Origin of the sequence: Bradyrhizobium sp. TM239, from assembly GCF_036247985.1 — a bacterium.
Taxonomy (GTDB): Bacteria; Pseudomonadota; Alphaproteobacteria; order Rhizobiales; family Xanthobacteraceae; genus Bradyrhizobium; species Bradyrhizobium ottawaense.
Genome location: NZ_BTIR01000005.1, coordinates 426,902 through 452,054, shown reverse-complemented (window position 1 = coordinate 452,054; position 25,153 = coordinate 426,902). Strand labels below are relative to the sequence as shown.

The 25,153-nt window shown below is 64.3% G+C and carries 28 protein-coding genes; 13 read left to right on the top strand and 15 right to left on the bottom strand.

The features are described from left to right. Entirely contained in the window at positions 1-156 is a 156-nt protein-coding gene (locus AABA84_RS10865; protein WP_338312038.1) for a hypothetical protein, read from the top strand. Positions 157-227: 71 nt separating this feature from the next. On the opposite strand, the gene AABA84_RS10860 is transcribed toward AABA84_RS10865, so the two are convergent. From AABA84_RS10860 to AABA84_RS10845, 4 genes are all read right to left on the bottom strand, one after another. Then, positions 228-530 carry an HU family DNA-binding protein gene (locus AABA84_RS10860; RefSeq protein WP_025037698.1) on the bottom strand — a complete coding sequence of 101 codons (303 nt, stop codon included), beginning with the start codon at positions 528-530 and terminating at the stop codon, positions 228-230. A 355-nt stretch (positions 531-885) separates the two neighbouring features. Beyond that, positions 886-2,118: an acetyl-CoA C-acetyltransferase gene (locus AABA84_RS10855; RefSeq protein WP_212250341.1), complete on the bottom strand. Its 1,233-nt coding sequence runs from the start codon at positions 2,116-2,118 to the stop codon at positions 886-888. A gap of 253 nt (positions 2,119-2,371) precedes the next feature. Further along, positions 2,372-3,835, bottom strand: a complete 1,464-nt coding sequence (locus tag AABA84_RS10850) for a GH1 family beta-glucosidase (RefSeq protein ID WP_338312037.1) — start codon at positions 3,833-3,835, stop codon at positions 2,372-2,374. A gap of 171 nt (positions 3,836-4,006) precedes the next feature. Next, positions 4,007-4,960: a LysR family transcriptional regulator gene (locus AABA84_RS10845; RefSeq protein WP_338312036.1), complete on the bottom strand. Its 954-nt coding sequence runs from the start codon at positions 4,958-4,960 to the stop codon at positions 4,007-4,009. 82 nt (positions 4,961-5,042) lie between these two features. Between AABA84_RS10845 and AABA84_RS10840 the strand changes: the two genes are divergently transcribed. After that, entirely contained in the window at positions 5,043-5,618 is a 576-nt protein-coding gene (locus tag AABA84_RS10840) for a YybH family protein (protein ID WP_338312035.1), read from the top strand. Positions 5,619-5,685: 67 nt separating this feature from the next. Here AABA84_RS10840 and AABA84_RS10835 read toward each other — a convergent pair whose 3' ends face one another. The 4 genes from AABA84_RS10835 to AABA84_RS10820 all read right to left on the bottom strand — a co-directional run bounded on the left by AABA84_RS10835 (position 5,686) and on the right by AABA84_RS10820 (position 8,471). Beyond that, positions 5,686-6,093, bottom strand: a complete 408-nt coding sequence (locus tag AABA84_RS10835; protein ID WP_212250348.1) for a hypothetical protein — start codon at positions 6,091-6,093, stop codon at positions 5,686-5,688. Between the two features lie 58 nt (positions 6,094-6,151). Beyond that, positions 6,152-6,319: a hypothetical protein gene (locus tag AABA84_RS10830; RefSeq protein WP_162832255.1), complete on the bottom strand. Its 168-nt coding sequence runs from the start codon at positions 6,317-6,319 to the stop codon at positions 6,152-6,154. Between the two features lie 136 nt (positions 6,320-6,455). Further along, positions 6,456-7,334 (bottom strand): SDR family NAD(P)-dependent oxidoreductase, encoded by an 879-nt coding sequence (locus tag AABA84_RS10825; RefSeq protein ID WP_338312034.1) that lies wholly within the window; start codon positions 7,332-7,334, stop codon positions 6,456-6,458. Between the two features lie 123 nt (positions 7,335-7,457). After that, a complete protein-coding gene (locus tag AABA84_RS10820; RefSeq protein ID WP_246550623.1) occupies positions 7,458-8,471 on the bottom strand; it encodes an alkene reductase in 1,014 nt (337 codons plus the stop codon). A 163-nt stretch (positions 8,472-8,634) separates the two neighbouring features. On the opposite strand from AABA84_RS10820, the gene AABA84_RS10815 reads away from it, so the two are divergent. Then, complete coding sequence (locus AABA84_RS10815; protein WP_212250355.1) at positions 8,635-9,510, top strand: LysR family transcriptional regulator; 876 nt, start codon at positions 8,635-8,637, stop codon at positions 9,508-9,510. 99 nt (positions 9,511-9,609) lie between these two features. Here AABA84_RS10815 and AABA84_RS10810 read toward each other — a convergent pair whose 3' ends face one another. From AABA84_RS10810 to AABA84_RS10800, 3 genes are all read right to left on the bottom strand, one after another. Then, on the bottom strand, positions 9,610-9,969 hold the full coding sequence (locus AABA84_RS10810) for a hypothetical protein (protein ID WP_212250357.1): 360 nt from the start codon (positions 9,967-9,969) through the stop codon (positions 9,610-9,612). An 89-nt stretch (positions 9,970-10,058) separates the two neighbouring features. Then, complete coding sequence (locus AABA84_RS10805) at positions 10,059-12,530, bottom strand: TonB-dependent receptor (RefSeq protein ID WP_338312033.1); 2,472 nt, start codon at positions 12,528-12,530, stop codon at positions 10,059-10,061. A gap of 164 nt (positions 12,531-12,694) precedes the next feature. Beyond that, entirely contained in the window at positions 12,695-14,053 is a 1,359-nt protein-coding gene (locus AABA84_RS10800) for a histidine kinase (protein WP_212250361.1), read from the bottom strand. Between the two features lie 142 nt (positions 14,054-14,195). Here AABA84_RS10800 and AABA84_RS10795 point away from each other — a divergent pair, with 142 nt between their 5' ends. After that, a complete protein-coding gene (locus AABA84_RS10795; protein WP_018320706.1) occupies positions 14,196-14,816 on the top strand; it encodes a response regulator in 621 nt (206 codons plus the stop codon). A 74-nt stretch (positions 14,817-14,890) separates the two neighbouring features. Then, complete coding sequence (gene fghA, locus AABA84_RS10790) at positions 14,891-15,736, top strand: S-formylglutathione hydrolase (RefSeq protein WP_338312032.1); 846 nt, start codon at positions 14,891-14,893, stop codon at positions 15,734-15,736. A gap of 33 nt (positions 15,737-15,769) precedes the next feature. Here fghA and AABA84_RS10785 read toward each other — a convergent pair whose 3' ends face one another. Beyond that, positions 15,770-16,273 (bottom strand): DUF3280 domain-containing protein, encoded by a 504-nt coding sequence (locus AABA84_RS10785; RefSeq protein WP_338312031.1) that lies wholly within the window; start codon positions 16,271-16,273, stop codon positions 15,770-15,772. A 129-nt stretch (positions 16,274-16,402) separates the two neighbouring features. Here AABA84_RS10785 and AABA84_RS10780 point away from each other — a divergent pair, with 129 nt between their 5' ends. From AABA84_RS10780 to AABA84_RS10755, 6 genes are all read left to right on the top strand, one after another. Next, positions 16,403-17,584 carry an ABC transporter substrate-binding protein gene (locus AABA84_RS10780; RefSeq protein ID WP_338312030.1) on the top strand — a complete coding sequence of 394 codons (1,182 nt, stop codon included), beginning with the start codon at positions 16,403-16,405 and terminating at the stop codon, positions 17,582-17,584. Positions 17,585-17,592: 8 nt separating this feature from the next. Then, positions 17,593-18,561 carry a YVTN family beta-propeller repeat protein gene (locus AABA84_RS10775; protein WP_338312194.1) on the top strand — a complete coding sequence of 323 codons (969 nt, stop codon included), beginning with the start codon at positions 17,593-17,595 and terminating at the stop codon, positions 18,559-18,561. Further along, the gene (locus tag AABA84_RS10770; protein ID WP_338312029.1) at positions 18,558-19,364 is read left to right on the top strand and encodes an ABC transporter ATP-binding protein; all 807 of its coding nucleotides are present in this window, start codon (positions 18,558-18,560) and stop codon (positions 19,362-19,364) included. The genes AABA84_RS10775 and AABA84_RS10770 overlap by 4 nt, the downstream gene beginning before the upstream one ends. Beyond that, positions 19,361-20,209, top strand: a complete 849-nt coding sequence (locus tag AABA84_RS10765) for an ABC transporter permease (protein ID WP_028142688.1) — start codon at positions 19,361-19,363, stop codon at positions 20,207-20,209. The genes AABA84_RS10770 and AABA84_RS10765 overlap by 4 nt, the downstream gene beginning before the upstream one ends. Next, entirely contained in the window at positions 20,206-20,814 is a 609-nt protein-coding gene (locus tag AABA84_RS10760) for a hypothetical protein (RefSeq protein ID WP_212250366.1), read from the top strand. The genes AABA84_RS10765 and AABA84_RS10760 overlap by 4 nt, the downstream gene beginning before the upstream one ends. 128 nt (positions 20,815-20,942) lie before the next feature. Continuing rightward, positions 20,943-21,242: a copper-binding protein gene (locus tag AABA84_RS10755; protein WP_212250368.1), complete on the top strand. Its 300-nt coding sequence runs from the start codon at positions 20,943-20,945 to the stop codon at positions 21,240-21,242. Positions 21,243-21,301: 59 nt separating this feature from the next. On the opposite strand, the gene AABA84_RS10750 is transcribed toward AABA84_RS10755, so the two are convergent. Continuing rightward, positions 21,302-21,859: a PQQ-dependent catabolism-associated CXXCW motif protein gene (locus AABA84_RS10750; RefSeq protein WP_338309743.1), complete on the bottom strand. Its 558-nt coding sequence runs from the start codon at positions 21,857-21,859 to the stop codon at positions 21,302-21,304. Then, complete coding sequence (locus tag AABA84_RS10745) at positions 21,856-22,737, bottom strand: substrate-binding domain-containing protein (RefSeq protein WP_338312028.1); 882 nt, start codon at positions 22,735-22,737, stop codon at positions 21,856-21,858. Before AABA84_RS10745 ends, AABA84_RS10750 begins: the two co-directional genes overlap by 4 nt. Before the next feature lie 126 nt (positions 22,738-22,863). Between AABA84_RS10745 and AABA84_RS10740 the strand changes: the two genes are divergently transcribed. Next, a complete protein-coding gene (locus AABA84_RS10740; RefSeq protein WP_338312027.1) occupies positions 22,864-23,790 on the top strand; it encodes a quinoprotein relay system zinc metallohydrolase 2 in 927 nt (308 codons plus the stop codon). Between the two features lie 83 nt (positions 23,791-23,873). Beyond that, positions 23,874-24,692: a quinoprotein dehydrogenase-associated SoxYZ-like carrier gene (locus AABA84_RS10735; RefSeq protein WP_212250377.1), complete on the top strand. Its 819-nt coding sequence runs from the start codon at positions 23,874-23,876 to the stop codon at positions 24,690-24,692. Between the two features lie 51 nt (positions 24,693-24,743). Here the strand turns inward: AABA84_RS10735 and AABA84_RS10730 are convergent, their stop codons facing one another. Next, a complete protein-coding gene (locus tag AABA84_RS10730) occupies positions 24,744-25,103 on the bottom strand; it encodes a hypothetical protein (protein ID WP_026202407.1) in 360 nt (119 codons plus the stop codon). Positions 25,104-25,153 lie beyond the last annotated feature (50 nt).

The window sequence follows — 25,153 nt, the reverse complement described above, 5'->3', positions numbered from 1 at the left end:
ATGAAGAAACTGCTGGAGAAAGCGAAGCGATCGCGGACAACGCAGCGGCTGCGCCAGTTGCTCGATCGCGCGATCGACCGTGCTCGCGATGCGTTACCGGCGCCGGGGCCACAGCTTCAGCCGATCCCGGTCCGGGTGAAGCGCCGCAAAGGTTGAGCCCTCCGTCTCAGGCCCTCGCGGCTGCCCCAATCAAAAGGCCCCCTCCGACCGAGGGGGCCTTTGCGTCGTTAGCCCACGGCGTCCTTGGCCGCCTTGACCGGGCGGGCGCGGACGATCTTGCGGGCCGGCTTGGCCTTGAACATCATCTCTTCACCCGTGAACGGGTTGGTGCCCTTGCGAGCCTTGGTCGCGGGCTTCTTGATGACCACGAACTTCGCGAAGCCCGGCACCAGGAACAGGCCGTTCTTCTTGAGCTCCTTGTGACCGACGTCGGTCAGCGTCTCCATGACGTTCTTGACGTCGCGCTTGGAAAGCTCTGTGGCGGTCGCAATCTTTTCGATCAACTGCGATTTGGACATTTGGGTTGCCATCGTGTCTCCTCTGATTCGTGACGGCTGCATATTAGACCAACCGGCGAAGGCCTATAGCCTTCTGCACAGTTTTGTCGCGGTTTTACGGGCTTTTTTGGCCCCATGTGGCAAAAAACCCTGCGTTTTAGCTGCTTCCGGAGCGGAAGAAGCCTCGAGCAGCGGATTTTGCCTTGTTTCAAAGGCCCGCACGCAACCTTGCTAAAGCTGATTCGCCGCTTTCGACAAGCGACGAGGTGCCTCTTTGTGCAAGGCCGGTCGCGATTCACCCTGGAAAATAAGGCTAGATCGTCGCGTTGCGGCGTCTCACCTGCTCCCTCATCCCGTTCTACCGGGCGCGCGACGAGCTTCGCTCGCGCTAGATGCGCTCGATGATGATGGCCGGCGCCATGCCGCCGGCGGCGCACATGGTGACGAGACCACGCTTGAGGTCGCGCCGTTCGAGCTCGTCGAGCACGGTGCCGATCAGGATCGAGCCGGTGGCACCGATGGGATGGCCGAGCGCGATCGAGCCGCCGTTGACGTTGACCTTGGCGCGGTCGAGCTTGAGGTCGCGGATATATTTTTCCGCCACCACTGCGAATGCCTCGTTGATCTCGAACAGGTCGATGTCGTCGACGGTCAGCCCCGCCTTCGCCAGCACCTTGCGCGTTGCCGGCACCGGCGCGTTCAGCATCAGGGTCGGGGAGTCCCCCATGTTCGCCATCGCGACGACACGGGCACGGGCTTTAAGGCCATGCGCCCTGGCGTAAGCGGGCGAGGCCAGCAGGATCGCGGCGGCGCCGTCGACGACACCGGAGGAGTTGCCGGCGTGGTGCATGAAGTCGATCTCGAGATCAGGATATTTCTGCAGGATCAGGCCGCGATAGGTCGTGCCCTTGTCGTCGAGCGCATAGTCGGCGATCGCCGGAAAGGCCGGCTTCAGGCTGCTGAGGCCTTCCATCGTGGTCTGCGGCCGCGGATATTCTTCGTGGTCGAGCGCAAGACTGCCATCCTCGCGGTGGACAGGCACGAGGCTCTTGTTGAAGTGGCCGTTCGCGATCGCGTGCGCGGCGCGCTTCTGGCTCTCGAGCCCGAGCGCGTCGACGTCCCTCCGCGTGATGCCCTCCATCGTCGCGATCGCGTCGGCACAGACGCCCTGATGCGATTGCGGATGTCGCGCGCGCAGGCGCAGATTGCCGCCGTCCATCATCATCGGGCCGGCGCCGCGGCGTCCTTCCATAGACATCATCTCGCAGCCACCCGCGATAACGAGGTCTTCCGCGCCCGCCATGATCGAGGATGCCGCCATGTTGACGCTGGTGATGCCGGAGCCGCAGAAGCGGTCGAGCGTCACGGCGCTGGCGCGCACGTCATAGCCGGCATCGAGCGCCGACATCCGGCCGAGATCGCCGCTTTGGGTCGCGACCTGCGCGCTGCAGCCCCAGACGATGTCATCGACATCGGCGGTGTCGATGCCGGTGCGGTCCGCGAGCGCGCGCAGCACGGTGGCACCGAGCTGCTGCGGATGAATGCCCGAAAGCGCGCCCTTGCCGGCCTTGCCGACGCCGCGCGGGGTCCGGCAGGCATCGATGATGAGTGCATCGGTCATTGGCGTTGTCCTCTTGTTGTGGGTTGTTGAGAGGCGTTTTCAATCAGGGGGAGATGGGAGTCAATGCGCGGCATTCCTTCGTCTCTCCCCGCGTGCGGGGAGAGACCGGATTTTACGCGCAGCGGAAAATTCGGGTGAGGGGGGCTTCAACAAGGACGATGGCGGATGGACTCGCGGATAGAGCCCTCACCCTGCCCTCTCAGCGCGAGCGAAGCTCGTCGCGCCCCCGTAAGGACGGGGAGAGGAAGATGAGCTACGCCCCCGCCGCGTTGTTCGCGATCACGTTGCGGTAGAAGCTGGCGCTGAGTTTCGGCGTGCGGACCTGGGTGTCGAAATTGACGTGGTACAGCCCGAAGCGCTTGTGGAGGCCGTACACCCACTCGAAATTGTCCATCAGGCTCCAGAGGAAATAGCCGCGCACCGGCACGCCCTCGGCGGTCGCGCGCTGGAGCTGGGCGAGATAGTTGCGCAGGTACATGATGCGGTCGGTGTCGTAGATCTTGCCGTCGGGCGTGACGACGTCGTCGCCGGAGGCGCCGTTCTCGCTGATGTAGATCGCATCCGTCTTCCAGATCTTTGCCGCCAGCTTCGGCACCCAATAGAGCGTCTCCGGCCCGACCCGCAGCCAGTCCGAGTTCATGTGCGGGAACGATTTCGGGATCGGCAGCGGCATGAAGCCCGCGCCCTGGTCGGAGGCCACCACATAATTCTGCGGCGCGTAGATGTTGAGGCCGAGGAAATCGACCGGCGAGGAGATGATCTTGAGCTCCGCATCGGTGAATTTCGGTGCGTTGGGCCCGGCGAATTTCAGGAAGGCGTCGGTGTAGCGGCCTGTCATGATGACGTTGAGATAGCCGGCGTTCATCTCGCGCAGCGCGATTCCCGCGGCACGAACGTTCTCCGGCGTGTCGATCGCGGGCGCGCAGGCATCGATGTTCTCGGCCGGCCCCACTCTGGTGCCGCGGCGGCCATGGGCGCGCACCGCCTGCACCGCGAGCCCGTGCGCGAGCGCGCTGTTGTGCCTGATCTGGTTGACCTCGGCTTGCGGCAGCGTCACGCCCGGCGCGTCGATGCCGATGCCGTAGCCGAAATAGACGAAGCGGCCGCTCTCGTTCAGCGTGAACACGTTTTTGACACGGTCGGTCAGATGCTCGGCAACATAGGCGGCGTAGTCGCCGAAGATCTTGCAGGTTTCCGTCGAACGCCAGCCGCCGAAGCGATCCTGCAGCGATTGCGGAAGATCCCAGTGATACAGCGTCAGCCACGGCTCGATGCCGTTCTTCAACAGCTCGTCGACGAGACGATTGTAGAAGTCGAGCCCCTTCGGATTGGGCTTGCCGTCGCCGTCCGGAAACAGCCGCGGCCAGGCCACCGAGAAGCGGTAGGCCTTGCAGCCGAGCGCCTTGATGAGCGCGATATCCCCCTTGTAGCGGTGATAATGCTCATTGGCCCGATCGCCATTGGTGCCGTCCTCGATCTTGCCGGGGATGCGCACGAACTTGTCCCAGATCGAGGCCCCTCGCCCGTCCTCGTTGACCGCACCCTCGACCTGATAGGACGAGGTCGCCGTGCCCCAGACGAAGTTTTGCGGAAAGCCGCTGACATTGCGCGGCGGCGATGCCGGCCTGGCCTCGACGAGATCAAGCGGATTTGTCACCCCGGCTGCGGACAACCCCGCGAGCTTCGCGAACCGGCGACGCGAGACCTTGTCCGACATTGATGCTGCTCCGCTTCTCTTGGTTTTCGGCTCGGCACAATGAACAGTTCGAGGCCATTTGAGAAGCGCGTCTGGGAGGACCCAGATCCAGCAAACGTAGACGGTGCGGCAGGCACAATGCCGTCACTTTTCGGCGTCGGATGAATAGTTTTCGGCTTCAGAGGGGCAGCTTTAGGGCCGACCTGCTCCGATTGCGCTGACCACGACCTGCATGAGCCACGCGATGCCGGCGTCTCTCATCGCCGCCTTGGTTGCGATCGCGCGGATCGCATCCGGTTTACGCGCAAAAGGCAGCTCGACGAACACCAAGCCGAAACGGCCGGCGTGGTGCTCCACCAATCGGCGCGGCAATGCTGCGATCAGATCAGATCCTGAAAGCTGGACGAGCGCCATCATGAAATTCGGGACGGTCAAGGCGATGCGGCGCTCGAGGCCGCGCTTTGCCAACATCTGATCGACGAAACCGCGCGCTTCACCACTGAGAGATACCAGCAGGTGCTGTGACTGCGAGAATGCAGCACGGGTTGGCGCTTTTGCGAGGGGATGTCCCTTGCGCATGGCCAGCACGAAATCCTCGTCGTAGAGCCTGCGCGCCTCGAATCGCGGCGATACCGTTGGCAGCGGCAGCATTGCGACATCGAGCTCGCGTCTTTCGAGCATATCGAGGCTTTGGTGCCAGGGCTCCCCGATCGCGCCGCCGCGCGGCGCAGGCATCAGGTGGATCAGGGCGAGGTCGATATGGGGGGCCGCAGTCGCGATCGATCGCAGGAGCTGAACGGATGTCGAGACCAGTACGGCATCGGGGGCGCCAATCGTGAACCGGCGGCGGCTCTTCGCGGGGTCGAACGGTGCAGCCGAGCCGATCAGCTGTTCGATGCGCGCGATGATCTCGGTCACGGGCTCCTCGAGCTCCAAGGCCCGCGCCGTTGGAACGACGCCCTTCGGCGTCCGCAGAAACAGCGGATCGTTCAGCAAGAGACGGAGCCGGCCAAGCGCATGGCTGACAGCCGACGGCGTCAGGCTCAGCCGGGCTGCAGCACGCGCGACATGACGTTCTTCCAGAACCACGCGGAAGAGCACGAGGAGATTTAGGTCGATCCTGGATAGATCAATTTGGTTCAGCATATTGCTGAAATCATATCGCTGGATTCATCAAGATCAAGGTCTCATGGATGGGGTCATTCGTCGTTCGATCAGGAGACGTGAAATGACCAAGAGACCGCCCGGTGTGAACAATTGGCCAGACCGGCAGGAGAAGATGTCGCGGCGCTCGATGATGGCCGCCACGGCGGCAATTCCGCTGTCCGTTCAGCTTTCAGCTGATGAGGCCGTCGCAAACGACGCGACAGCCAGCCTCATCGAACGTGCCCGCGCGAAAAATGCCGCGTTCATGCGTGGCGACATGGATCGCTGGCTCGAGCTCGTCCGCATCGCGCCGGATTTCACGTTGATGCAGCCCTTCGGCGGGCCTGCCAGTCGCGGATTCGACGCGAGCCCCAAGCGCCTGGCCGACCTATCGCGATACTTCAGGGAAGGCGAAACCGAGCTCGAGGTCTTGCAAACCTATGCATCGGACGCGCTCGTCGTTCTCGCAATGATCGAACACCAGCGGGCCGAAGTGGGCGGATTACCGGCCCAAGACTGGTCGTTGCGCGTAACCGAGGTCTACCGCAAGGATGGCACGGATTGGCAACTCGTGCACCGTCATGCGGATCCCCTGGTCCGAAGCATCACCCTGCAACAAGCCGCGATCCTCGCCCGGGGCTGGCCGGAGGACAAATGATGTCCCTCGCCTCGCTGGAGCAGCCGGTCAGCTGGCCCCTGACGTCACGCATCGCGATACGAAATTTTCAGCGCGAGCGCTTCGGCAGCTTTGGCAGCTTGTCGGGATTGAATGCCGGGAACTGCTCGGTTCGCTCACTTGCCTGCGGCTGCTGTTCGGTCAGAATGAGCGTGCCCTTGAGGATCATTCCCGGCACTTGTTGTGCCGTCGCGGTGTAAGTCGCGATCTTGCCGGGACAGTTTCCCTCGATATCCAGGGTGAGCTCGTCTTCCACGCCGAAGACCGTTGCACGTCCGTCGGTATGACGCTTCGTTGATACGGTGGCGGTGAAGCGATCTCCATCGACCCGGCACGAGCCATGATACGTCATCAGGCTGTCGCGGCCCCAGATCTGTCCGTCTGCGACATGGACGATCCCGGTCCCCTGGTCGAGCGGCGTCTTGTACCACGCCGCATATGTCCCGTCCTTCAGCATGGGAGCAGTCTCCCTGGCATTCCCGCACAACAATCCGCATGATAGCACTAAGAAACCGTTAATCACGCGGCCCGTGCCAATCCGGCCTTTCCTTGCGCAGCTCGGCTTCAAGCTCCTCGACGATGCCGTGAAGCAGGCACGCGGCAAGTGGATCTGTCACCTCCCGTTCCAAGCGCCGATAGCGCGCGATCTGGCATTCCTGCTCTCTCAACTGGTGCTCTGTCATCAGACGGGCCCTCCAGCGAATCGACGCGCAGACAGCCGAGCAGTTTCGTTAAAATTTTAGGATCATTTGCCATGGTTTCTGAACGGTAAAGGACCATCGGGCGGTCTGTCCGCGCAGGCCTGGAGAGAAAGCCCGGTCATGTACCCTTCCCCGCTCGACCTTCCAGCGCGCGACTGACGAGTCTGTCGGAGGCCCCCATCAGCGCGGCCGCATAGGACGGCTCCGTGGACGACGGGCTCGCCAGGATCGCCTCCGCCTTGCTATTGAACATCGCACCGCTGCGGTCGTCGAGATCGCGCGACACCAGGAGCGGAACCAACCGCTCGGCGTAGCCATCCGGCTCGACCATCATGAAGCTGGTCAGCCATTCCACGACGGCGAACAGCGCGCGCGACCCGAGCAGATTGGCGCGGATGTTGGTCTTGACGAAACCGGGGTTGAGGCCGAACACGTCGACGCCGGGAAAACGGCTGGCCGCCTCGATGACGAGCACTTCGTTTCCGGCCACGGTGTTCGAATGTGCGGCGAACCGTTTGTAGCTTCGTTCCGAGTTCAGGTCGTCGACATTCGCCCTCTGCTCCGTCCCCGGAAATCCCATGACGAACATGCGGGGCCTCAGGTCGGCCCGGGCGCGGTCCTTGCCAAGTCGCGGAGCAATCTCGTTGAGGATGACGCGGCGGCTCAGATAGCTGACGGCAAGGTCGCGCTCGATGCCTTCGCCCGTCACCTCGCGTTTGGGGCCTGCCATGATGCCGGTCGTGAAGACGATGATGTCCATCTTGCCGGCGGGCAGCGCGCTGCCGATGCGGCGCGCATCCCGCATCGAGCTCAGATCTGCCTTCATGAACGTGATGCGCGGCATGTCCTGGTCGCGGAAGGTCTGGCCGACGACCAGGACATTCGCGCCCCTGGCTGCGAGTTGACGGCTGAATGCCCGACCGATCCCGCCGGTGCCGCCGATCACCGCGACATTCAGTCCATCGACCCGGAGGCTTTCGAGCGACGGTAGAGTCACGTTCAGGCTCTTGTCCAATTCCACGCGTTTCACTTCAGGTGCCTTCCGCAAGCATTGAATGAAAATGAGCGCTCTGCGCCGCAGTCGCAGCGCAGAGCCGATGAATGTGATGACCGCCAGTCCTCAGACGGCGGCAGCCGCGTCCCATGCGGGATAGTCGGTGTACCCGCTTGCATCACCGCCGAAGAAAGTCCTGCGGTCGGCCTCGTTCAGCGGCGCACCGGATTTCAGGCGCGTCAGAAAATCGGGATTCGCCAGGATCATCTGGCCGTATGCTTCCAGATCGGCCAGTCCCGCGGCGACGTCGGAACCGATACGATCGCGCGGACGGCCCGGCCTGTTCACGATCAGCTTGCCGCGCCACAGTCTGCGGAGGTCGGCGAGCAGGTGATCGTCGCCCTGGTGCATGATGTGAAGGTAGGCGAGCGAAAGCTTGTCGAGCTCAGCGACCAGATGGCGATAGAGGTCCGGTCCTTCGGCACCTTCGTCGATGCCCCACATCGTGATGCCCGGAGACAGGCGGATCGCGGTCTTGCCCGCGCCGATCTCCGCGGCGATGGCGGCCGCAACCTCGACGGCGAAACGCGCACGATTTTCGATCGAGCCGCCATAGGCGTCGGTCCGGGTGTTCGCGCTCGGCGCAATGAACTGCTGGACCAGATAGCCGTTCGCGCCATGGATCTCGACGCCGTCCGCGCCCGCCGCGATGGCGTGACGCGCGGCATCGCGGAAGTCGCCGACGGTCCGGCGCACTTCGTCGATCGCGAGCGACCGCGGCTGCGGGATATCCTGCATGCCCTTCGGCGTGAACATCGGCGTATCGGGCGCGATCGCGGACGGGGCCACGCCCTGCCGGTGATGCGGCGTGTTGTCGGGATGCGACATGCGTCCGGCATGCATGAGCTGGATGAAGATATGGCCCCCCTTGGCGTGCACGGCGTCGGTGACCTTGCGCCAACCGGCGACATGCGCGGGCGTGTAGATGCCCGGCGTGGTCATGTAGCCCTGCCCGTCATCGGACGGCTGGGTGCCCTCGGTGACGATCAGGCCGACGCTGGCGCGCTGCGCGTAATATTCGGCGGCGAGGCCGCCGGGAACGCCGCTGGCATCGGCGCGGGAGCGCGTCATGGGCGCCATGACCAGGCGGTTCGGAAGTTCAAGTCCGCCGACGCGGACGGGACTGAAGAGCGAATTCACGGCGAGTTCCTTCTCGATGATGCAGAGAAGGGAGATGGAGCTTCCAGATAATGGAATAAATGCCGTATAATGGAACAGATTGATCCATATATGGGATAATTCGATGGAGCTGTTGAACGACATGGCGCTCTTCGTCGAGGTCGTGAAGGCCAGGAGCTTCCGGGGCGCCGCAGCGGTCCTCGACATGCCCAACTCCACCCTGTCGCGACGGATCGGTCTCCTGGAGAAGGAAATCGGGCTTCGCCTGCTGAACCGGACGACGCGCAGGATCGAATTGACCGAAGCCGGCCAGCTCTATTTCGAGCGCTGCAAGCGCATCGTCGACGAAGCGCGCCTGGCGCACGAGCAACTCGGCGAGATGCTGGCGCGGCCGAGCGGACTGCTGCGCGTCTCACTGCCGGTGGATTTCGCTAACACCTATCTGGCGCCGTTGATCACCGAATTCGCGCGGCAATATCCCGGCATCGATTTCGAGTTCGACCTGACGCCGCGGCGCGTCGATCTGGTCTCCGAACCCTACGACCTGGCGATCCGCGTCGGAGAATCCGAGGCCTCCCATATGATCGCGCGGCCGCTCGCTCGCCTGCACGGCCATCTCTACGCCTCGCCGCGCTATCTCGAGGAGAACGGCGAGCCGGACGAACCGGCGGACCTCGCGCATCATCAATGCCTCTGCCAGACCAGGGTGGGCAGCTGGACGCTGCACAACGGAACGCAAACGGTCGAAGCCGGCGTCAGCGGCCGTTTCCACCTCAACAGCATCGGCATGCTCCGCCGCCTGGCGACGCTCGACATGGGCATCACGTTCATGCCGCAAGAGATCGTCGCCGATGAAGTCGCAGCCGGCCGACTACGCCGTATCATGCCGCAATGGCAGGGCTTGCCGATGACCATCTACGCGGTCACCGAAACCCGGCTGCTCCCCGCCAAGACGCAACGCTTCATCGAATTCCTGAGAGAACGGCTGAGCCGGGACTAGATCCGGTTCGCGCCAACTCCCGGTTTGTCAGTCGCAGGGTGTCCCGCAAGCTGTCGGCGCTTCCCAAGCCGAAGGATTGGCAGAGAAAACGGCTCGCCTTTAAGAGACCAGACGAAGCCAGACGTCTCTGCTTGCCAGCGTGCCATTCGGCGTGGCGATTTCCATGTCCACGACGTGCAGGGAGCCGGGCTCGTCTGCGTAGATGTACCTGAGGTGCCACATGAGACCCAGGTCTGGTGAAATGACAAAATCGTCAAGCCCGTCGGTGATATCTCGAACGGCCTCGCGATGCGTCAATGGCGCAGAAAACATCGCATCGATCAGGTCGGCCAGGCTCATGCCCTCGACGAGCATGAGGCGGGCGACCTCATCGCCGTAAACATGTCGGAGCGCTGTAACGATAGCGGCGACGGCATCCGGATTTTTCAACGACACGGCAAAGCGAACCTCCGGGCGCATGATGCCGGAGGCAGGACATTTTACGCAAGCCGTCCGCCCGAGGCGGTGGGGAACTCTCTGCCCCGGCGCAGCCGGCTGCGCCTTCGCGCCTAGAACGTCACCCGCATCCCCGCGTAGAACGCGCGCGGCCTTGCCGGGCTCAGCGAGCGCGGGTCGGTGAAGTCGTTGCCGCCGTTGGTGAAGTTGGGCAAGGCCTCGCGGTCGAAGAACTGTCCGTAGGTGGCGTAGCGCCTGTCGAAGACGTTGTCGACCCGGCCGTAGAGCTGGATGTTCTTCGCCACCTGGTAGGAGGTGTGGAGGTTGAATACCGTGTAGGATGGCAACTTGGAATATTGGTTGGACTCGTCGCCAACGAAATACTGGCTGGACACGAACAGTGCGTTGCCGCCGACCTTCCAGACGTCGGTCACGGCGTAGTCGATGCCGACCTTGACGCGGTGACGCGGGATCGCGGGAAGCTGGTTGCCTGGCGAAACCTGGATGGTCTCGGTCACGGGATCCCTGAACGGGCTTTCGGAGCCCAGCTCGAAAGCATCGAGGTAGCGTGCGTCCACGAACGCGTAGCTGGCCTGGAACTGAAGCGTCGGCGACTTGATGTTGACCTCGGCCTCGAGTCCCTGGCGCCTGGTACGGCCGACATTGGAGAAATAGCCGAAGCCGGTGCGTCCGACCGCGGGAACGGCGACGATGTCGTCGTAATTGGTGGCGCGGAAGCCTCCGACCTTCCAGCCGAGCGTGCCGATGTTCAGCTCCCTCGTGCCGCGAAAGCCGGCCTCGATGGTCTTGGACACGACCTGCTTCAACGGCGGGTCCGACACCAGAAACGCCGCGATGAGGCAGGGCCGGGCCGGATCGGCGCAACCGAGCTCGAGCGGCGTCGGCACGCGGTTGGCCTCGGAATAGCCGGCATAGGCAGTCAGCTCCGGCGTGATCTTGTAGGTGCCGCCGATCACCGGATTGAAGCGGGTGAAGGTGTGGTCGCCGTTGAGATCGGTGCCGAGCTGATCCTCCAGCGTGATGCGCGCCACGTTGAAGCGGCCGCCACCGGTAATCGCGAAGGCCTCCGTGACGTTGAAGGTGTCCATCGCGTAGAGGCCATTATACTGGTTGACGGTCCGCAGCGAGACGGGGCCGGCAACGGTGGCTGGTGAGCCCGTCGGCCCCAGGAAGAGGCCGCTGCCGCTGACGACGTAGTTCTCGCCCATCGAGCCGATTTCGGCGGTGGCGGTATAGCGCGTGACGCTGGCATCATAGCTCGTGCCCACCACGAAGCGGTTGTCGTGGCCGAACAGCTGATCGGTGTTGGTGGCCTGCCCCGACACGCCGAAGGTGGTCGAGCGGATGGAGCCCCGGTCGATCTCGCCGAGGATGGTTCCGAGCGGATACGGATTGGCAAGCTGCGCGCCGTTGGTCCCGTTGGCCGCCGTCGTATCGTCGCCGAAGCACAGCAGCCCCAAAGCGGCGCACTCCTGCACGTCGGTCGGATTGCCGTCGACGATCTTCTGCTCGTACCGGCGCAAACGAGCGGTGCCTTCGAGCGTCCAGGTCGGCGTCGCATCGGCCTTTCCGGTCAGGTTGAGATAGCCGACGCGGTTGGACGTGGTCTGCGGCGTGGTGTAGGTCGCGCCCCAATATTTGTCGAGCAGCTCGGCCGGAACGGTGGCGCTGGCGCCGAAATCGTTCTTGGCGACGCCCATATTGGCGTGGAATTCGCTGTCGCCGGCCTTGTAGCCGACATCGCCGTAGAAGCGCCGCACGGTCGATTGCGAGAAATTGCGGAAACCGTTGTCGCGCAGGCCTTCGAGCGCGGCATAGACGCCGAAGTTCTTGTCGACCTGCTTGCCCCATTGCGCCGAGCCCTGGACGCGGCCGAACGAGCCGCCCATCACGTCGATCTCGGCGCCCTGATAGGTGAAGCCGTCCTTCATTTGCAGATTGATGGCGCCGCCGAGCGCGTTAAGGCCGAAAGCGGGATTGTTGGTGACCAGCGTCACCGACCTGATCGCAGCGGTCGGGATCAGGTCCCAATTGACGGCATCCGAGAAGGCTTCGTTGATGCGGACGCCGTTCTGATACACCGCAAGGCCTTGCGGCGTGCCGGTCACGGGCGAAGCGACAAAGCCGCGGAATTCGACATCCGGCTGGAACGGATTGCCGGTGACCTCGGTGATGTTGACGCCGGCGATGTTGTCGCGCAGCGCGTCGGTGACGTTCAGCGAGCCGGTGCGCTTGATCTGGCTGACATCGACGGCGTTGATCGCCGACGGGACCTTGTCGACATCGAGACCTCTGCCGGTGCCCGGCGAGGTCGGGTAGACATAAAGCCGTGTCTTCGGGGCGGCGGACGACGCTGCCCCGATGCGCGCGACCGGTCGCGTTGGCGCGGTACGCCTCGCTACCGACTGCGGCGGTGCCGCCACTTCGACCGGCGGCAGATTCTGGACGTTGGTCTCCTCGTCTTGCGCGGCCCCGGCGGGGCCCGCGAACAGCACCCCGGACGCCAGACCGGCCGACACCGAGGCCATCAACAAACGACGCTTGAACGAAAGAACCTTGCCCATCCCCGCCTTCCCATCCGTGACCACCGGCTGTTTTGATTTTCGCCGATTGGTTGAGACGAAGTGTAATCGGCGGCCGGTCGCGCGCCAGCCACAAAAGATCGGGCGTTATCCGCACTCGTTTTCCCGACCAAATCGGGAATTTTTCCCGATCACTTCGGGAGCGATCAGGCGGCCGCGGTTGGAACCAGCGCCTCCACGGTCAATCCGCCATCGCCGGAGACGACGTTGAGCGTGCCGCCCAGCGCCAGAATCCGCTCACGCATGCCGACGAGGCCGAAGCCGAGCTTCTGGCCCGGCTCCATGCCGCGGCCATTGTCGCTGACCCGCACCCGGGCGCAGAAGCGGCCGTCTTGGGCCATCTGCTCCGCCGGCTCGATGACGACATTGACCGAGGTCGCGCCGGCGTGGCGGAACACGTTGGTGAGCGCCTCCTGCACGATGCGGTAGATGGTGAGATCGGCGGTCTCGCCGGTGACCCCGAGCGACGGCGAGATCACGGTCTCGATCGCGACATCGGGATGCGATTCCCGCCACAGCCGCGACAGCGATTCGAGCGCCTGGCGCAGCCCGAGCTCGGCAAGACCGACGGGGCGGAGACGTTCCAGCACGCGGCGATTGAACTGCTGCAGCGCGTTGATCTGCTCCAGCATGGCGCTGCCATGTTTTCGCACGGCCTCCGCGCTCGGCACGCGTCCGTCCGCCTGCTTCGCCAGCGCGCCGGCATGCGCGCGCAGCGAGAACAGGTACGGCCCGAACTCGTCGTGGAGCTCGCGCGCGATCTCCTTGCGCTCGATGTCCTGGAGCGACACCGCCCGCTCGGCGAGGCGCCGCTTGTCCTCGACCGCCTCACCGAGGGTTGCGGCCAAGTGGTTGAGCCTGGTGCAGATTGCGGCGAGCTCCGGCGCGCCGCCCGGCGCGACACGGGCCTCGTAATGTCCGTCTTCGAGCTTCCCCATTGCCTCCGCCAGCGACTGGAGCGGTGCCAGCGCCCGGCCGACCACACTCATCATCAGGAAAAACAGTGCCAGCGCGATCACCGTACCGACCTCGAGCTGGGTCACGATGCCGTCCCAGATCTCGGCGATCTCGTCATCGGGATGCGAGGTGATCAGGAGCGAGCCGAGCTTGCCATGGATCGAGACCGGCACGCTCACCGCGGTCTGCTCGGGATGAACCAGGCTGACGAACCAGGCCGGCGGCCCACGCGTGTCCGCATCGGCGTCAAGCCGGGGCGGTGTCTGCGCATTGCCGCCGGCGTCCCGAAGCGTAATGCTGACATGGCGCAGACGGCTGAGATCGCGCGCGATCTGGTTCAGCCTGGCATCGGGATCGGGCGCCTCCTTGAGATCGGCCACGATCATCTCGATGAATTCGCGTGCGAGCCGGATCACGCTCTGGTCCTCGGCCTGCACGCGGGGACCCGCCTCCGCGACCTGGCGGCCGATATTGACGGCGAGCCCCAGCGCCAGCAGCAGCGCCAGCAGAAGGTTGATGCGCCCGCGCAAGGATAGATTTTGCCACATTGGTGTCGCTCGTGCCTCGCGAAGCTTCGCCCGCCGCTGTCCGATGACGTTGACAGAGGCGAAGCGGCGGATATCTAATCGGAAGCGTACAGCAATCCCGGCCGGGCGCGAAACAGGCCGGCGCTGTCACAAGGAAACGCCTATGCGCATTCTGATCGTCGACGATCATCCCATTGTCGCCTCCGGCTGCCGTGCCGTGCTGGCCGACGAGGGCGAGATCGAGATTTTGGAGGCCGCCGACGCCGAGGACGGCGAATGCGTCTTCATCGTCGAGCGCCCCGACCTCTGCATCATCGACATCAATTTGCCGACCGTCTCCGGCTTCGAGCTCGCGCGCCGCATCCTCGAGCGCGCGCCCGAGGCCCGCATCATCATGTTCAGCATGAACGACGACCCGGCCTTTGCCGCGCGCGCGATCGAATGCGGCGCCAAGGGCTACGTGTCCAAGACCGGCGATCCTGATGACCTCGTCGAGGCGATTCGCGCCGTCGGCGGCGGCGGCACGTATTTGCCGAGCGCGATCGCGCGCAGCATCGCCTTTGCGGGGCCGACGCTGGCGCAAAGCCCGCTGTCCAAGCTGAACGCGCGCGAGATGGAGATTCTGCGGCTGCTCAGCGCCGGAAAGAGCCTGTCCGAGATCGCCTGGCTGGTGCAATCGTCCTACAAGACGGTCGCCAACACCTCGTCCATCATGCGCCAGAAGCTCGGCGTGAAGACCTCAGTCGAGCTGGTGCGGCTGGCGATCGACAGCGGTGTTGCCTGACGCGGGCAGCTGCCACAAATTCGGTCACACAAGCGTTGCAATATTGATGTGGTGAGATGCCACGGAGTGAAGGCATGACGATTCAGACTGTCTCGACCAACAAATCCTACGGCGGCGTGCAGGGCGTGTATCGCCATGCCAGCCAGGCGACCGGAACCGACATGGTGTTCTCGGTCTATGTTCCCCCGCATGCCGACGGCGCCAAGCTGCCCGTAGTCTGGTATCTGTCCGGGCTCACCTGCACCCATGCCAACGTCACCGAGAAGGGCGAATTCCGCAAGGCCTGCGCCGAGCTCGGCCTGATCTTCGTCGCGCCCGACACCTCACCGCGCGGCGCCGACGTGCCGGGCGATGCCAACAACGCCTATGATTTCGGCCTCGGGGCCGGCTTCTATGTCGACGCGACGCAGGAGCCGTTCGCGCGCAACTATCGCATGTGGAGCTACGTCACCGACGAATTGCCCAAGCTCATCGCGGGAAATTTTCCCGTCGACGCCAAACGGCAATCGATCATGGGCCATTCGATGGGCGGCCACGGCGCGCTGACGGTGGCGCTGCGCAACCCGCACCGCTATCGCGCCGCGAGCGCCTTCGCACCGATCGTGGCGCCCTCGCTCGTGCCCTGGGGCACCAAGGCGCTCACCGGCTATCTCGGGCCGAACAAGGACGCCTGGCGCGGCCACGACACGGTGGCGCTGATCGAGGACGGCGCGAAGTTTTCGGGCTTCCTGGTCGACGTCGGCGAAGCCGACAATTTCTTGAAAGAACAGCTGAAGCCCGAGCTGCTCGAAGCCGCCTGCACCAACGCGGGCATCCCGCTGACGCTGCGGCGGCAGGCGGGCTACGACCACAGCTATTACTTCATCTCGACCTTCATGGGCGATCATCTGCACTGGCATGCGGAGAAACTGAAGGGGTGATTTCTTACCCTCTCCTGGAGGGTAAAGAGCGCCCTACTCCCGCTTGCCGTAATTCGGCGCCAGCAACCGGTTGCGGATCAGGTAGCTCATCGTGCGGGTCCAGGCTTCATCCGTGTTGCCGCGCATGTCGGCGCTGGCCGCCGTGATCATGTTGCCGGTTTTCACGTCGCGCAAATAGATGTTGAGATTGATGATCAGGTTCGAGACCTTCTGCACCATGCCGGTGATCTCGAGGTCAGCGCCCAATTCGCCGGCGAGCTTGAGATCGCAGCCACCGCAGGCCTGTAAGTTGGCGTGACGGGCGGCGTCCCTGACCGGCGCGATGTCGAGCACCTGGAACCTGCCGGACTCCGTCAATTCCTTGCGCAGCTGCTCGCTGATGAGCACGAGCCGCGCCTCTTCGGGCCTGGAGCCGTAGAACTCGCCGGGCAGGCTGGTGTCGATCAGCTCGAAATCGAACACGGCGAGCTTCGGCGGATCGGCGTGCGCGAGCGCAGGCGTCAACAGCAAAGCGGCGATCACCATCAATGCTCGCATGATCGTGATTCCAGGCCTCGCGCGCGCGGGGACGAAATGCGGGGTTGCATGCCCTGACAAATTGGTCATGCTTGAAGCAGAGACAATTCTCTACCGGCGGTCAAGCGGGGGAGAACGCTTGGAGGAAACATGATCCGATGGTTGGCCGGCCTGATTGGCTTAGGTCTTGCTGCGACGAGCGCGCTCGCGGCGGAGCCTGCCCTGATCGGTGTCGGCTATCTCGGCATCGCCGGCACCAGATCCACACTGTCGCTGGTCGAGCAGCCCGCGGAGAATGACGGCGTCGCCGGCGCGCGGCTCGCGATCGAGGACAACAATACCACCGGCAAATTCCTGGGTCAGCGGTTCGCGCTGGAAGAGCGCCGCATCAAGGAAGGCGAGGACGTCGTCCAGGCCGCGACCGCGCTCGCGGAGAAGAACGGCTTCATCATCGCCGACCTGCCCGCCGATGCGCTGCTGAAAGTCTCGGACGCCTTGCGCGACCGCGGCACGCTGCTGTTCAACGCGGGGGCGGTCGACGAGCGGCTACGCGAGGCCGATTGCCGCGCCAACGTGATCCACACCGCGCCGACGCGCGCCATGCTGGCGGATGCGCTCGGGCAATATCTGGTTTGGAAAAAGTGGTCGCGCTGGCTGCTCGTGGTCGGCTCGCATGACGAGGATAAGCTGTTCGCCGATGCGCTCAGGCGCACCGCGACGCGGTTCGGCGCCAAGATCGTGCAGGAGCGTACTTTCGAGGACAAGGGCGGCGCACGCCGCACCGACTCGGGCGTCACGCTGATCCAGCGGCAGATGCCTGTCTTCACCCAGCAAGCCCCTGCTTATGACGTGCTGGTCGCCGCCGACGAGAGCGAGGTGTTCGGCGCGTATTTGCCCTATCGCACCTGGGATCCCCGCCCCGTTGCGGGATCGGCTGGCCTGGTGCCGCGCAGCTGGGACGCATCGCAGGACCAGTGGGGCGCGATCCAGATGCAGAACCGCTTCGTCAAGCTGAACGCGCGGCGCATGACCGCGCTCGACATGCAGGCCTGGACCGCGGTCCGCATGATCGGCGAAGCGACCTCGCGCACCAATTCCGGCGACGTCAAGAAGGTGACGGACTTCATCAAGGGCCCGGATTTCTCGGTCGCCGCCTTCAAGGGCACGCGATTGACCCTGCGCGACTGGAATCTGCAATTGCGCCAGCCGATCCTGCTGGTCGACGGCCGCATGGTGGTGTCGGTGTCGCCGCAGGAAGGTTTTCTGCACCAGGTCTCCGAGCTCGATACGCTCGGCTATGATCGTCCGGAGAGCAAATGCAAGCTGAAGTGAGAACGATGATGTCGCGCATGTGGCGTGTGGGGCTCTTGTCGGGATTGGCGCTGGCGGCGGCGCCCGCGCATGCGTTCATTGCCTATGTCTCGAACGAGAAGAGCAATACGGTGACGGTGATCGACACCGACAGCTGGACGGTGACCAAGACCATCAAGGTCGGCCAGCGCCCGCGCGGCATCGATTTCACGCGCGACGGCAAGTTCGTGATGGTCGCGGTCGGCGACGACGACACCATCCAGGTGATCGACGCCAAGACGCAGAGCGTGGTGGACAGCCTGCCGTCCGGACCCGACCCGGAATTGTTCGCCCAGGATGCGGCCGGCAAGATCCTCTATGTCGCCAACGAGAACGACAACACGGTGACCGTGATCGACCTCGAGAAGCGCGCCCGGCTCGGCGACATCCAGGTCGGCGTCGAGCCCGAGGGCATGACCATCAGCCCCGACGGCAAGACGCTGATCAACACGTCGGAAACGACCAACATGGCGCATTTCATCGACACCGCGTCGCGCCAGATCGTCGCCAACGTGCTGGTCGATGCGCGGCCGCGCTTTGCTGAGTTCAAGCACGACGCTTCCGAACTGTGGGTCTCCTCCGAGATCGGCGGCACCGTCTCGGTGATCGACCCGAAGAAGCACGAGGTCATCGGCAAGGTCACATTCGAAATTCCGGGTCTGCGGAAAGAGGCGATCCAGCCGGTCGGCATCGGCATGACCAGGGACGACAAGACCGCCTTCGTCGCGCTCGGTCCCGCCAACCGCATCGCCGTCGTCGACGTCGCCTCGCGCAAGGTGACGAAATATCTGCTGGTGGGTCAGCGCGTCTGGCACATGGCGTTCACCCCCGACGAGAAATATCTGCTCACCACCAATGGCGTCTCGAACGACGTCTCCGTCATCGACGTCGCCGCGCAAAAGGTGATCAAGACCATTCAGGTGGGCGAACTGCCCTGGGGCATCACGATCGCGCCATGACCAGCCCTGCTCCGATTCCCGAACCACAGGAGGCGCCGAAGCTAGAAGCGGCGGCGGTGCCGGCGCTGTCGATCGACGGCGTCAGTCATGCCTATGGGCAGCGGCGTGCGTTGATCAACGTCTCCTTCAACGTGCAGCCGGCGAGCTTCACGGCCCTGCTCGGCCTCAACGGCGCCGGCAAGAGCACGCTGTTCTCGCTGATCACGCGCCTGTTCGGCATCCAGAGCGGCCGGGTCGGCATTTTCGGCCACGACATCAGCAAGAGCCCCGGCGAGGCGCTGCGGCTGCTCGGCGTCGTGTTCCAGCCACGTACGCTCGATCTCGACCTGTCGCTGACGCAGAACCTGCTCTATCACGCAGCCCTCCACGGCATCAGCCGGAGCGAGGCCGCCGCACGCAGCGCCGAGCTGCTCGGCCGCATCGGGCTCGCTGACCGCGCCGGCAGCAAGGTGCGCGATCTCTCGGGTGGCCAGATGCGGCGGCTGGAGATCGCCCGTGCCCTGCTGCACCGGCCGCAGCTGCTGTTGCTCGACGAGCCGACCGTCGGCCTCGACGTCAAGGCGCGCGCCGACATCATCAGCCAGGTCCGCCAGCTCGTGACGGAGCAAGGCATCGGCGTGCTCTGGGCCACGCATCTGTTCGACGAGATCATGCCGAGTGACGACCTCGTGGTGCTGCACCAGGGCAAGGTGCTGGCGCAGGGGCCGATGAGCCGCGTCGTCACCGAGGCCGGCGCGCAGGACGTCAACACCGCCTTCATGCGCCTGACCGGTGCGCAAACCATGCCGGGAGGCGGCGCATGAGCAGCATCACCACGCGCGAGGTGCCGCGCGGCTTCTCGGTCCAGGAGTACCTCACCTGCCTTACCGGCATCGTCTGGCGCGAGGGGTTGCGCTTCCTGCATCAGCGCGAACGCTTCGTCTCGGCGCTGGTGCGGCCCCTGGTGTGGCTGTTCATCTTCGCCGCCGGCTTCCGTCAGGTGCTCGGCATCTCCATCATCCCGCCCTACGAGACCTACATCCTCTATGAGGTCTATATCGCGCCCGGGCTGATGGCGATGATCCAGCTCTTCAACGGCATGCAGTCCTCGCTCTCGATGGTCTACGACCGCGAGATGGGCAACATGCGCACGCTGCTGGTGAGCCCGCTGCCGCGCGGCTTCCTGCTGTTCTGCAAGCTGTTGGCGGGCACCGCGGTGTCGCTGCTCCAGGTCTACGCTTTCCTGCTGATCGCCTGGTTCTGGGACATCACCCCGCCGTCGTCGGGCTATCTGACCGTGCTGCCGGCGCTGATCCTGTCCGGGCTGATGCTGGGCTCGCTCGGCATGCTGATCTCCTCCGGCATCAAGCAGCTGGAAAACTTCGCAGGCGTCATGAATTTCGTGATCTTCCCGATGTTCTTCGCATCGTCGGCGCTCTATCCGCTCTGGCGGGTGCAGGAGGGCAGCCCTTATCTGTACTATCTCTGCGAGGCCAATCCGTTCACCCATGCGGTCGAGCTGATCCGCTTTGCGCTCTACGGGCAAATCAACTGGATCTCGCTCGCGGTGGTCGCGGCTTGCACAATCGTCTTCATGATCGGCGCAATTCTGGCCTATGATCCCTCGCGTGGGCTGGCGCGACGGGGGCCCGCAGGAGGCGAAGGATGAAGGTTCTGGCGATGGCTGTTGTGGCGCTCGCGCTGTCCGGCACGGCCGCCCGCGCGGCCGATCCGCGCTATCCCAACTGGCCCTGCACGCAGGCCAAGGTGCCGGAGATCTCGCTCGCCGCGGTGTGGGCTGGTCCTGCGCTCGACGACGCCGAGACCAAGTGGAAGAACGACACGAAAATCACCGCGCTGGTCGCAAAACTATCGGCGCGCAAGACGTCGATCGACGAGGCCGAGAAGTCCGTGAAGGAATTTTTGGCCGGCTCCGCTGCCGACAAGAGCGCGAACGCAAAATTGCTGTTCGCCGGCCTGTTCGACACGCTCAACGCTCAGCGCTCCCAGGTGATGGCCGGGCTCGAACGCGTCAGCCGCAAGCAGCGCGAGGCCGCCGACAAGATCCGCGAGGAGACAATTCAGCTCCAGGCGCTGCAGAGCGCCACGCCGCGTGACGAGGCCAAGGTCGAGGCGCTCGGCAACGAGCTGATCTGGAAGACCCGCATTTTCGAGGACCGCAACAAGGTCGTGCGATTCGTCTGCGAGGTTCCAACCACGATCGACCAGCGGCTGTTCGCGCTCGGCCGCGTAATCCAGCAGGAAATGGAATAGCGGCCCCTCGCTGACCGCTCACGGCAGGTTCCCGATCGGCCCGGCTGACCTTTGCCCTGCTATCGGCCGGAACCAAATCGATCTAGGATGGCTTGTCGAAGTGAACTCCAAGACGTCGGGAGGCCTCGATGGGAACCACCAAATTCATCTTTGCGGGCGCTGCGGCCCTCGGCATCCTCGCAACCAGCGCTCTCGCCGACGACATGACCGGTATGGTCATGCGGATCGATCGCCTCAATGGCACGATCTCGATCCAGCAGACGCAAAAGGGCACCGTCGGTGGCAGTGCCGGCGGCGCCGGCGCGCTCCAGGAGTACAAGACCAAGGACGCCGCGATGCTGGACGCCGTTCACGCCGGCGACAGGGTGAACTATTCTGCAACCGACAATAACGGCACCGGCACGCTGACGAAGCTGCAGAAGCAGTAAGGCGCTTGCTTCGCCTCTCCCCGCAAGCGGGGCGAGGGAGCACACCTGAGTTCGCTCGTCTACTGCTCAGGCCGCGGCTCCGGCTGCACCTCCTCTGTCGGAAGCTTCGCGCGCTCCCAGCCGTCGGTGCCGTCGGGGTACCAGGCGATGTTGGAGTAGCCATACGCCAGCGCGCGCTTGGCGGCGTTCCAGGACATCCAGCAATCGGCGAGGCAATAGATCACCAGCAGCGCGGCCTTGTCGCCACGCGATGCCTGTGCGAGGCCGCGCTGGAGATAATCGTCCATGGCCGGCGGCAAACTGCCGTAGCCGGTATCCGGCAGCCAGATGCTGCCCGGAATGTTCTTGCGCGGCACATCACGCCACACCGTGCCTGCGGGAAGGTTCTTCGGCTTCGGCGGGCGCGGCAGCACGTCGACGAACACACCGCTCCTGGCGCGCCAGATCGCTTCGGCCTCCATCGTGGTGAGCACGCGCGCGCCCGCAAGCGTCGCCGGCACCGGTGCGCGATAATTGTCGGCGCGATAACCTTCGGGCTCGAACGGCTCCTGCTGCTGCGCGAATGCCGGTACCGCGAACGCGGCAACCACGAGCGCAGCGGCAAGACGCCGCCTCATTGCGACTTCTTGGCCGTCTCCGCGCCGAGCGGCTTGTCGCTCTCGTCGAGCAGCGGGACGCCGAAGTCGACCAGGATCTTGTTGATCTCGCCCTGGTTCTCCTGGATCAGCTTGTTGAGCTGTCGCTTCCAGTTCTGGTCGGCGGGACGCACGCCCATGCCGATGCGATAGACCAGCTTCGGCCCCGTGGTTTCCTTCACCAGCGGCGTGACGTGAAGCGACCCGACTTTCTTCGCGTAGTAGCCGGCCATGGGCCCCCACAACACCCCGGCCTCGATCTTGCCGGCGGCGAGATCGTCGATCATCGCTTGCGCCGAATTGTCGTAGCGCGTGTCGATCATCAGCGGATAGGGTTTTGCATTGCTCATCAGGCCGGCAATGGCCATGTTGGTCGCCGGCGGCGTTCCGGCGACGATGCCGACATGCTTGCCCTTCAGCTTCGGGTCCTCGAGCGTATCGACGTCCTCGAGCCCGCTGCCGGCCTTGGCGACCAGCGCATAGCTCGTGCGGTAATAGGGATTGGTGCCCTGCACGACGTCATCGCCTTGCGGAAAGCCCATGATGACGTCGCAGCGATGCGCGCCCAGCGTCATCCGCACGAAGCCGGTGGCCTGCGGGAAGAAGACGTAGTCGAGCCTCTTCTTGAGCTTGTCGGCAAACAGCTCGGCCAGCTTGTTCTCGAAGCCCTCGCCCTTCTCGTTCGAGAACGGCAAATTGCGCGGATCGGCGCAGACACGTAGCACGTTCGGGTCGACCAGCTCGAACGAGAGGTCGCCGCTGTCATTGGTCTGCGCGACGGCGACATCGCCGAACGCACAGGACGCAACCAGGATCCCCAGTGAAAACAACCAGCGACGATGTCGTCCGGCCTCCGTCATCGCGCTTCCTCCTCGTTTTGTTTGAATGCTATCCATGCAACGCATGACGCGCCATGTTTTACCAGACTGCGCTGGCTTTGCTTTGTTGCAGTGCAATGCAGCAACCCTTTGAACTGAGGCGGAAAAGTGTCTCGCATCGCTCGAGTGATCGCAGCCTTGTCCCTGCTGGGGACGGTAACGCTAGCACGGGCCGGGGCGGCCGAATTGCCTGTAAGCGAAGTCGCACCGGGAATCTTCGTACACTCCGGGGCCATTGCCCTGATGACCCGCGAGAACGAGGGCGACATTGCCAATGTCGGCTTCATCGTGGGCGATGATGCGGTGGCCGTCGTCGACACCGGCGGCAGCCTTCGCGAAGGCGAGGCCCTGCTGGCCGCGGTGCGGGCCCGTACGCCCAAGCCGATTCGCTATGTCATCAACACCCACGGCCATCCCGACCACGTCTTCGGCAATGCGGCCTTCGCCGCCGCAGACACCAGCTTCGTCGGCCACAGCAAGCTGCCGCAGGCGCTCGCGACGCGCGGACCCTACTATCTCGACAATTTTCGCCGCATCATGGGCAGCGCGTTGATCGATCCCGTGAAGATCGTTGCCCCGACCCTGCTGGTTTCGAACACGATGACGCTCGATCTCGGGTCGCGCCGCCTCATCTTGCGCGCCTGGCGGACCGGGCACAGCGACAGCGACGTGACCGTATACGACGAGACGACGAAAACCCTGTTCGCGGGCGATCTCGTCTTTCTCCGCCACATTCCAGTCATGGACGGCAGTATCCGCGGCTGGCTCGACACGTTGAAGGAATTGGAGACCATCCCGGCGCGACGGGTCGTGCCAGGTCACGGCCCCGTGAACGACTGGCCTGCCGCGCTGGCCGATGAGCGGCGTTACCTGTCGACGCTGCTGTCTGATGTCCGCACGCTGAACAAGAGCGGCGAGCCGATCCGAACCGCGGCCGACAAGGCGGCCGCTGAAGAGCGGCCGCGCTGGGAGTTGTTCGGCGATTACAACGCCCGGAACGCAACTGCAGCATTTTCGGAAATTGAATGGGAGTAGCAGGCGCGCTACGATAGGCGCAGGAGATCAGCTTCGCTGACTCCGGAACGAGATCAGCTTCGCTGACTCGGAGGATCATGACCATGACCGGATGGACACGCCACCTGCCCTTGATCGCTGCACTGCTCGGCATCGCGTTCGCCGTGCCGGCGCAGGCTGAAGAGGCCGACGATCCCTGGCCGGGCCTGGTGCAGGACATCTTCAATAGCCGTGCGATGAACGACGGCAGCGCCGTGATCGGCATCGAGATGCCGTATCGCGCAGAGGACGCGGCGATCGTGCCGGTGACCCTGCGCAGCAAGCTGTCGCCCGCAGATAGTCGCCGTATCCGTTCGATCACGCTCGTGATCGACCGTAACCCGGCGCCGATGGCGGCCAAGTTCGAGCTCGGCTCCGACGCCAATGTCACCGAGATCTCGACGCGCGTGCGCGTCAACAATTACACCGATGTGCACGCGGTGGCCGAGCTCAGCGACGGCCAGCTCTATGTCTCGAAAGTCTATGTGAAGGCCTCGGGCGGCTGCTCGGCGCCGGCGGGAAAGAACGCCGAGGAGGCGCAAAACCGGCTGGGCCAGATGCGCTACCGGCAATTCGCGCGCGAGGAGGCGCCGGCGAGCCGCATCCGTGAAGCGCAAATCATGATCGGCCATCCCAACAATTCCGGCCTGCAGATGGACCAGGTCACGCAGCTCTACATTCCAGCCTTCTTCGTCAACCAACTGAAGCTGACGCAGGACGACAGCCCCGTGCTGTCGATGGAAGGCGGCATCTCGATCTCGGAAGATCCCAATCTGCGCTTCACCTATGTCTCCAACGGCGCCAAGCGCTTCCGCGCGGAAGCAAAGGACACGGATGGGCACGTGTTCCGCAATGAGTGGGATGTAGAGAAGCCGGGGACGTGAGGCGAGATGTACCCTCCCCCTCCAGGGTAGGGTGACACACCGGGGCGCAACTCAGAAACACCTCACCTCGGCTTCCGCCTGCGCGCGCCGCAAATCATTCACCGCCGTGTTCGCCTGCTCCGAGGTGCGGAACTGGACGCCGAGATTGCCGCGGACCTGGGACATGCTGAGCGCGGTCTCGGCGGTCACGTAGCGCTCATAGGTGACGATCGAGGCCACCACGTCGATCGAGCAGGAACATTGCTCGATCGACTGCCGGCTCTCGCCATTGGCCTTCATGCAGCCATAGACGTACTCCGCGCGCGCCGACGTCGGATAATCATTGGCCTCCTCGGCCCGCGCCACGCATGCGGTCGCCGCCAGCACCGTCAATGCGGCGACAATCGGTCGTAGCTGTCCGGCCAGTTTCATGCGCATCCTCCCGCGGGTTGCGACCAAAGCTATGCTATGCGTATTGTCCT